This window comes from Neisseria sp. P0019.S003 (assembly GCF_051957115.1).
In the GTDB taxonomy this organism is placed as follows: Bacteria; Pseudomonadota; Gammaproteobacteria; order Burkholderiales; family Neisseriaceae; genus Neisseria; species Neisseria flavescens_D.
This window is the reverse complement of the sequence record NZ_JBQCWT010000011.1, coordinates 1-8,304: the sequence shown is the minus strand read 5'-3', so window position 1 is coordinate 8,304 and position 8,304 is coordinate 1. Positions and strand designations below refer to the sequence as shown.

At 42.6% G+C, this 8,304-nt stretch carries 7 protein-coding genes and 4 pseudogenes; 6 read left to right on the top strand and 5 right to left on the bottom strand.

The window, feature by feature from the left end:
- The first annotated feature begins 883 nt into the window (after positions 1–883).
- Positions 884–1,273 carry a histidine phosphatase family protein gene (locus ACTHTS_RS10710; protein ID WP_239669547.1) on the top strand — a complete coding sequence of 130 codons (390 nt, stop codon included), beginning with the start codon at positions 884–886 and terminating at the stop codon, positions 1,271–1,273.
- A 33-nt stretch (positions 1,274–1,306) separates the two neighbouring features.
- Here the strand turns inward: ACTHTS_RS10710 and ACTHTS_RS10705 are convergent, their stop codons facing one another.
- Positions 1,307–1,885: an NAD(P)H-dependent oxidoreductase gene (locus ACTHTS_RS10705; protein WP_440370014.1), complete on the bottom strand. Its 579-nt coding sequence runs from the start codon at positions 1,883–1,885 to the stop codon at positions 1,307–1,309.
- Positions 1,886–2,003: 118 nt separating this feature from the next.
- Complete coding sequence (locus ACTHTS_RS10700) at positions 2,004–2,159, bottom strand: hypothetical protein (RefSeq protein ID WP_168166422.1); 156 nt, start codon at positions 2,157–2,159, stop codon at positions 2,004–2,006.
- Positions 2,160–2,262: 103 nt separating this feature from the next.
- Here ACTHTS_RS10700 and ACTHTS_RS10695 point away from each other — a divergent pair.
- A pseudogene (locus ACTHTS_RS10695) lies at positions 2,263–3,738 on the top strand (TonB-dependent receptor domain-containing protein); the annotation flags it as partial.
- A 217-nt stretch (positions 3,739–3,955) separates the two neighbouring features.
- Here ACTHTS_RS10695 and ACTHTS_RS10690 read toward each other — a convergent pair.
- Positions 3,956–4,114 (bottom strand): annotated as a pseudogene (locus ACTHTS_RS10690) (carboxylating nicotinate-nucleotide diphosphorylase); the annotation flags it as partial.
- Between ACTHTS_RS10690 and ACTHTS_RS10685 the strand changes: the two are divergent.
- Positions 4,109–4,279 (top strand): annotated as a pseudogene (locus ACTHTS_RS10685) (L-aspartate oxidase); the annotation flags it as partial. The pseudogenes ACTHTS_RS10690 and ACTHTS_RS10685 sit on opposite strands and share 6 nt — an antisense overlap.
- Before the next feature lie 869 nt (positions 4,280–5,148).
- Here ACTHTS_RS10685 and hchA read toward each other — a convergent pair.
- A pseudogene (gene hchA / locus ACTHTS_RS10680) lies at positions 5,149–5,997 on the bottom strand (glyoxalase III HchA); the annotation flags it as partial.
- 154 nt (positions 5,998–6,151) lie between these two features.
- On the opposite strand from hchA, the gene ACTHTS_RS10675 reads away from it, so the two are divergent.
- From ACTHTS_RS10675 to ACTHTS_RS10665, 3 genes are all read left to right on the top strand, one after another.
- Positions 6,152–6,487: a LysR family transcriptional regulator gene (locus ACTHTS_RS10675; protein WP_440370013.1), complete on the top strand. Its 336-nt coding sequence runs from the start codon at positions 6,152–6,154 to the stop codon at positions 6,485–6,487.
- A 65-nt stretch (positions 6,488–6,552) separates the two neighbouring features.
- Complete coding sequence (locus ACTHTS_RS10670; protein ID WP_440370012.1) at positions 6,553–6,762, top strand: hypothetical protein; 210 nt, start codon at positions 6,553–6,555, stop codon at positions 6,760–6,762.
- Between the two features lie 24 nt (positions 6,763–6,786).
- Complete coding sequence (locus tag ACTHTS_RS10665; protein ID WP_440370011.1) at positions 6,787–7,053, top strand: hypothetical protein; 267 nt, start codon at positions 6,787–6,789, stop codon at positions 7,051–7,053.
- A gap of 31 nt (positions 7,054–7,084) precedes the next feature.
- On the opposite strand, the gene ACTHTS_RS10660 is transcribed toward ACTHTS_RS10665, so the two are convergent.
- Positions 7,085–8,125: an LLM class flavin-dependent oxidoreductase gene (locus ACTHTS_RS10660; RefSeq protein ID WP_440370010.1), complete on the bottom strand. Its 1,041-nt coding sequence runs from the start codon at positions 8,123–8,125 to the stop codon at positions 7,085–7,087.
- Positions 8,126–8,304 lie beyond the last annotated feature (179 nt).

Genomic DNA, 8,304 nt, shown 5'->3' with positions numbered 1-8,304 from the left:
GATTAAGGGGGGATTAAGGGGGGATTAAGGGGGGATTTGAGTAGAATCAGTGGATATTTGAAATAAAAACAGCCGAAAACCTGTGTTTAGGTTTCGGCCGTCGGGTGGGAAAGGAATTTTGCAAAGGTCTCAGTCTATACCATCTTCCCCTCCCTACCAAAAAGTTTGACAAACATTTGAAATAAGAAAGGTGAGCAAAAATGCTCACATTCTAAACTAATATTTAGTAATTATCCGCATACTTTTTCCAAGTGTGCTTGGTAGTCTGCTAAATATTGTTCTACTTATGGATTTTTAATCACATCGTTACATCAGCTTAATTACTGTTCACGGTTACTAGGCTGCTAGTGCTAGCTACTGCTAGCTACTGCCCTACTCTTCCGTTAGCATTTGTTTGTAACGGTATTGATAAACTGCTAAGGTACTTATCTCAAAGAAGTTGGAGGTACTTAGTATAGTAGAAGCTATTTTCCCTAGACACTATTCCACCACTCATTAATTCAGTGGTAGAGTTACAGTAAAATTAAGCAGCTTAAAACCTATTGATTTGATACTAAAAATTGGAGTACTATACGGAATCTTTTAAGATTAACTAATAGTTAACAAATAGGAATAAACAACGGCGATTGTTAGGTATAGGGAAAAACTACATAATTTATATTATGTTAAATTCATAATGGCAGCATTTTAGCCTACTAACTCCTGTTTCGCTCAGTAGTACAATCACTTACAAAATTCAAAAGTAAAAGGCCGTCTGAAAGGTTTTTCAGACGACCTTTTATCAAATGCTCCAGCTTTTTCTCAATAAATCCCTTGTTGTTAAATCCCCGGTTCTTTCAATTTCATCCAGCATCCTTTTAGTTGTAATAACAAAACGGTTGTAGTGCAGCCTGTTCTTTTCATTCAAGGAATTACAGGAGCTCAGAAAACCGGCGTAGCGCTACAACAAGTAGAATTTACCGCTGCTTATTCCAGCATTTTACAACGTGCCATTGATACGACTAGCCATATTATCGGCCAGCGTCCCATCCCTCTTTTTCAGCACTGTGGACTAAATGAGCAATCATTTGGAAGTTGGGAAGGTATGCAGATCTCTGACCTGCGGAAGCTAACCGAATTCAAACAATTAACCAATGACCCGGCAGCTTATAAAGCATTAAGCAATGGTGGCAAAACCTTTGAACAATTAGCAGTACGTGCAATGGCCGCCCTTTACGATATCGTTAAAGTACATCAATCGGGAGCCAATATTTTAGTGGTATCGTATGGCTAAAAAGGTGGGCATTTTTACCCACCTTTTTTGCCATTAGCCGAATACTTTTTCCAAGTGTGCTTGATAGTCTGCTAAATATTGTTCTACTTGTGGATTTTTAATCACATCGTTACATAAGAATGTCGGTAGACGGGTCAAACCGATGAACTCATTAAGTTTGTGGAAGTGCATATACACCGCATCCGCACCTTTACCTTCGAAGAAGTCGCCTTCGCGAGTAAAGGCTTCAATCGGGGCATTCCAAGTAAGCGAGAGCATGTGTTTTTTGCCTTGCAACAAACCACCTGTGCCGTAGCCTTCGGTTGGATTGACACGATGGCGGCCATCACTATGGTAAAGCTTGCCGTGTCCAGCGGTTAATACTTCGTCTATGTATTTTTTCACTGTCCAAGGTTCGTGCATCCACCAGCCTGGCATCTGCCAAATCACGGCATCCATCCATAAGAATTTTTCGATTTCTGCTTCAACATCATAGTCAGCATCAATCACGGTTTCTTTTACATTGTGTTCAAGTGCGGTCAAAACTTCTTTCGCTTTTTTATGAAGTGTGTGGTTCAACTCGCCATGCGAATGGCCAAAATTTTTACCGCCATCCAATAATAAAATATTCATCTTTTGCTCCTAAAACAAATATGAGAGCTTAAATTATGCCTTTTTACTGCATTTTTTAAAAGTGCATTCACTTACACGCTATTTACAGACCATAAAGGGAAATTTATCATACATATCATTAGCATTCATCATTCTTCTTTTGTAACCAGCACGAAATCGATTTACCGCTGTTCGAGCTGATTTTGTACCGCGCACTCTCATTAATTGCCAGTACCGCCACTTTAATTTTCGGGGCTTGAATTTCAGCAAATGCAAGACGGGCTGCGGTTTCCATTTTATTGCCGAACAGCATTTACTTTTTTTAGGCTATTTCCTTGCCACCGCAGGCTCCGGCTTGGTTATGTTTCTGTTACTGGCTACTTTGAATTTGGCGAGACAGGGACGGTAGGCGCAGAGAATGGAATTTTGGTTTCAATTTCCGCTACCAGCCGATGAGCTGGCTGACTCTGACGGCAGGAGCGCGCTATACCAACTTCAAGATACAGGACGACAACGATCGGCTGAAAACCAGATTTGACAAATACAACAATCCCTTACAAGTCAATCGAGGTCAGGTATTTCAGTTTACCCGTGTAGCAACCGAGCAGGAATATCGTGATTATCTGAATGCGGTTAACAATGACGAATTCAATGCGGCAAGAGACAGTATCGTAATAGATGATAGAGGGGTGGCAATATTAAATCTTACTCCCTTTCATGACGAAAACAGACCAAGGCTGGATAAGCTGAAATACTATTGGCTGAAAGACGACAAAGGTCGTCTGAATCCTGCCAATCATCCTTGGTTTGCTATTCCCGAGTTGCATAGTCAAGCCGTCAATCCTGCTTATGATCCAAGCAATCCCGACAGTCCGCGCGTAGTTCAAAAATATATACCTAATTATGACATTCTAAGAATGTATAGGGCTCCTATTACACCTAACGAACTGCAGCGTGCCCACAAACAGGGTGGCAGCGGATGGGCTCCTGCATTCTCAGCCGCCGTCAATTTTACCGATAATGCCCGAGCCTATCTGCGCTATACCGAATCCCTACGTTTCCCCAGCATATTTGAGGGGACTTATGGCTTCTCGACTGCTGCGGGTTCATTTGCACGAATGGGATACGGTTGGCAGCCCGAACACGCCAAAAACTGGGAAGTCGGCTACATTCATGATTTAACTGGACTGTTTCCAAAAATGAAAAATGCGGATTTCCGCATCAACTACTTCCGCAACAAAACCAAAAATATCATCGACAGGGACGAGAATTTTGAATTCGAGCAATTCGACAAACAAATCCGTACCGGCGTGGAATTGCAGGCGCGCTTTGATACCGGCAAATTTTTCGGTGGCGTAGGCGTATTGCGTACACTGAAAAATAAAGTCTGCGACAAATCTTTTGCCGTTTCCAGTGTACATGATTCCAGTTACTTGACTGGCGGCGGATTTATTCCTGCTCCCGAATGTAATTACGGCGGTTTGACCGATAAAGGTTATCTTGCCAGTATGGTTCAGCCGCGCTGGTCGGTTGATGCCGACTTGGGTGGACGCTTCTTCCACAACAAGCTGGAAAGCGGCATCCGCTTCCATTATCACAGCCGTGTGTATCAAAACCGCCGTACGGTATGGCAGGCATATTACGATCAATTAAACCGTATCAATGACTATAATCTTCAAGCGGATACAGATACCATGCGTTGGCAGCCTGTCGCCGTATGGGACGCCTATTTGCGCTACAAAATCGGCAAAAATCTGACCGCCGAGCTTGTGGGCAGCAACCTGACCAACCGCTACTACCTCGACCCAATGAGCCGCTCCTATATGCCCGCACCTGGTAGGACAATCCGTATTGGGATAACTGGAAAATGGTAATGATCAATTAATCATTTTGGGAGTAAAAAGCCGTCTGAACATTGGGTTTCAGACGGCTTTTTACATGATGGCTTAGTTATGCCCTACTCTTTCATGTTATATGAAGGTTGAAGCTAAACTGCATAATTTTTATATCTTCTGCTTTGGAAGCAAAAAGGCTGCTTGAAAATAAAAGGTCTATATTTCAGACGGCCTTTGCTTTATAGCCAACTTAAACTTAAACCACGAAATCCAATCCTATATCCAACGAACAGCTGCTGTGGGTCAGATAGCCGAGGGCGATGCCGTCCACGCCGGTTTGCGCCACGCGCTTCAGTCGGTCGAAGCCGATGCCGCCCGATGCTTCGCAATAGACGGTGTGGGTGTGGGCGGCTTGCGCCATGCTATCGCCCAACTGAGGCTTTGGAAACAAAACCAAGCCGAGCCGCACACCACGTCTGAATACGAAAACCGCAACCTACTCGAATGCAGCCTCGCCGTCGCCCAAGCCGCATACAGGCGGAGACAGAACATCGGAGCATATTTTAATAGTGATTGTTAAGGCTGATAGTGAAAACTTTCCTCCAATAAATAACGTCATTGACTGAAAAAGAAAAGGTTCACACATGATTAAGGAAAGATTGAAAGAAAGTAGGAGAAACGGTGGAAACTAAAATGCAGGGGTTGACAGTAGTTATAAGTGATAATAACTAATCAACAATGGTCTTTGCATTTTGTGGAGAGAAAAAAGCTAGGATTAATGAAATAAGACCATCTGAACAGTTTTGAATAAGTTCAAACAAAGTTGGCACAATTCACTATCTTTACCCTACTCTATTTCGCCAGGCTACAATTAATGATAAGGTTACAGTAAAATTAACCAGCCAAATTTCTATTAAAACCTATTGATTTTATACTAAAAATTGGAGTACTATGAGCACACTCTCTTGAGTATCATTAATTCTCATTTGACATATAGGAACAAAACAGCGGAATTTGTAGAAGAATAGGGAAAAGGAAATTAATTTATATTATGTTAAATTCATAATACTAGTATTTTAGCCTGCTAACTACTGTTTCTTCAGTAGTACAATTACTTATGATAAGCGCAAATCGACGATGCCACCACAGTGGTTCAAACCTGGAATCGCAAAGAAACGGGAGAACTCTTCTGCGCCTTCTGTGTCATAAAGTAATACGTCATCGACCCTTTGGAAAGCACAGTATTGCGTGCGTTTGGCTCGGCGGTTTGTGAATCGCTCAGTTTCCAACCGCGCCAACCTTCTTGGTTGATACCGCTATCGTAGAACCAGCCATTATAAATAGCTTCGCCATGGCTATTTTTCGAACCACCGATGAAAAACAAAAAAAACAGTCCGCAAGTTCATTTTGAAGGTACGGACTGTTTTTGTTTGAGCTAGGTTGAATTTATCAACCCAAGCTACCAACTTTCTTCAACAACTCATCTGCCGCTAAAATTCCAAGATTATTTGATGCAAGCGGGCTGTCGCCGGTTAGGACATTACGATCTTTGTTTACTTGGCCGGTAATGCCTTCATTCAACACTTTCACGCCTAAAGCTTCTAAATTCTCAGCCAACAACCACTGTAATTTGCCCGGAATGTAGCCGATATCCACGTTCACGCCTTCGTCTAATGCATCTGGGAATACACAGATTTCATAGCCTTTGAATGGGAAATCTTCTTGTTTTTCGCCTACGCTTGCCGCTAAGAATGCAGCAGGTCTATGGTATAAACTAATGATATATTTATCATTTTTAAATACCCAGTTTAGCGCTGCTTTCATGTCGGTGCTGAATGGTAAGCCATGTAATGCTGCGTGACCGCCTGGGATTAATACGCCCAAGTATGGTGAATCTTCCTCGGTGATTTCCGCCAAAATATCGGCTAATTTGTGTGGATTTTTGAATTTTGGCAAGTAAGTTTCGTATAAACCCGTTATTGCTTTATCTTCGGTCGGCATCGCCCACATTTCAAATTTGACTGAGTTGCCTGATAAGGTCGCCACTTCGATTTCAAATCCCGCATGGTGAATGTGCAACATGGGTAACAAGGTTTCAACAGGGTGGTTACCCGTTGAAAATAATTTGCCATTTTTCATTTCCAAATAGCGTGCGTCAGAAGCCACCATCAATACTTTGTGCTTGCCGCCTGTGTAAGGTTTATCAAATTTGAAACCGTCAAAATCGGTTTTTTTCGCCACATATTGGCTCAAAGAGTATTCTGAAGGAAAAAATGCATTGTGTTCTGCACGGTCTGCGACTGGGCTTTTTTAAATCTGCCATGTTGTTCTCTTATGTTAAAAGGGAATTTAAAAAAATGTTGTTTGTTGTAACGAGATGCAGTATAGCCCTGGTTCTCTGATTTAAAAATCAATAAAATGAGAACAAACTATTCTGAAAAAAGGAATAATAATGAATAAATTAGAAGCCCTTCGCTATTTTTGCTCCGCTGCCGAAACCTTTAATTTTCGTGAAACCGCCCAGCGGCTCGCCGTTTCGCCTCAAGTCGTCACAAGAATGATCGCCGATCTTGAAGCCTTATTAGGTGAAAGTTTGTTCAAACGTAACACGCGAAACATCAAGCTCACTGAATTTGGCGAACAATTTTTGCCGAAAGCGACGCAATATTTGGCGGAAGGCGAACGGCTATTTGCTAAAAACAATGTAAAAGAAAAAGCAATGCAAGGTGTGGTACGGATTACCCTGCCGCCAATGCTTATAACGATGAAATTCTGTTTGAATTATTGACCGCACTTGAGCCCTACTCCGACATTGTGATTGATTGGCGGGTGGGAATTGATAAGCTCAAAAGTGTGGATGACCAAATTGACATTGGTTTGCGAATTTGCCACGAACCTGAGCTGGATTGGGTGGCGCAGCATATCTGCACTTTTTCGGGAAAAATTGTCGCCTCCCCAGCCTTGCTCAAACGGTTAGATTTCCCTAAAGATTTGCAAGATTTAGCCCAAAATTATCCGCTGAGTGGTTTGATTGATCCCAAACTGAAACGCATTTGGCAATGACAAATCAACGCTGAACAACGCTTTATGCCAAACCACACGATTTTCTTCGCTTCAGATGTGCAAAGCGAACTGCAATCGGCGCTAGCTGGACGCTCTTGCTCTTATCTTATAAACAGCGTTTGTGATCCCTATTTGAAAAACGGTCGATTGGTGGAACTCTTCCCTGAAATTGAAAAGCAAAAATGGCAGCTTTATTTATATCGACCATATCAAACGATTGTTGCCGAGCGAGTGGTGTGGGTGTATAACAGGCTGAAAGAGATTTTGTTAGCAAAAATAGTTCAGACATAAAAAATGGCGAGATAATCTCGCCATTTTTGTTTCACGATTGCTTATCCACAATCGCTTTCAACGTCGTGTAAGATTGGGCTTGTTTTTGCTCATCAAAAATATAGCTCACTGCCATAATTTCATCAAAATGTACCCGTTCGCGTAATTGCTTGAGTTGAAAATCCACGCTTTCAGGGCTACCGATAAGCGAACAAGCAGTCATTTGTTCCACTACGGCTCGCTCTTGGTTGTAAATCGAGATTTCCTCGAAATCGACTGGGCCAAAGTGCGGTTTCTTTTGAGCGTGCATTTGAGCTTTCCAAACATCTTCCTCTGATGCCAAAGGCGGTTGTAAATTTTGTTGCGCGTTAGTGACCACATTTAAGAAAAATAGTGTTTGTGTCGTCGCCAGTTGTCTCGCTTCATTATCGGTTTCAGCGACAATCGCGTTCACACCTAAGATGACATAAGGCTCAGTAAGATAGGTCGATGGTTTGAAGTTTTTGCGATAAATCTCCACCGCCATTTCCATCATACGTGGCGCAAAGTGTGAAGCAAAGGCATAAGGTAAGCCAAGCTCTGCCGCAAGATAGGCACTTTCGGTGCTAGATCCTAAAATATAAAACGGTATATTCAAGCCTGCGGAAGGGTAAGCTGAAACAGGATTGCTATTTTTAAAGTAACCTCGAAGTTCCGCGATTTCCGCAGGGAAATCCAGACTGTTTCGTCCACGACGAAGTGCTGCAGCCGTTTGCATATCAGTTCCTGGCGCACGGCCTAAACCGAGTTCAACACGGTTTGGATAAAGCGTCTCCAGTGTGCCATATTGCTCAGCGACTACATACGGCGAATGATTCGGTAACATCACACCACCCGATCCCACGCGCAAAGTTTTCGTGTTGGCTAGCGTATGCTGAATTAAAAGTGCAGTCGCTGAACTCACCAAATTTTTCATATTATGATGCTCAGCAATCCAATAGCGTTCAATGCCAATGTTCTCAGCATGTTTTGCAAGACTTACCATAGACTCAACGGCTTGCAAATAAGTTTGTCCTTCTCGGACAGGGGCGAGATTGAGAATAGAAAGTTTCATGATGTTTCTCCTTATTGATTGAGTAAAGTGAAATCCAACATCACTTTCCCAAAACGAAATGAAAACAAGAAAACGGTTTGAGTCGTCTAGATTTTTTCCACAACCACTTTTGCCCGCGCTTTCAGGCTGTTCAACACTGGCGAGGTGGCGGCTGAGCGGTCGGCGAAATTTTGCAGGGT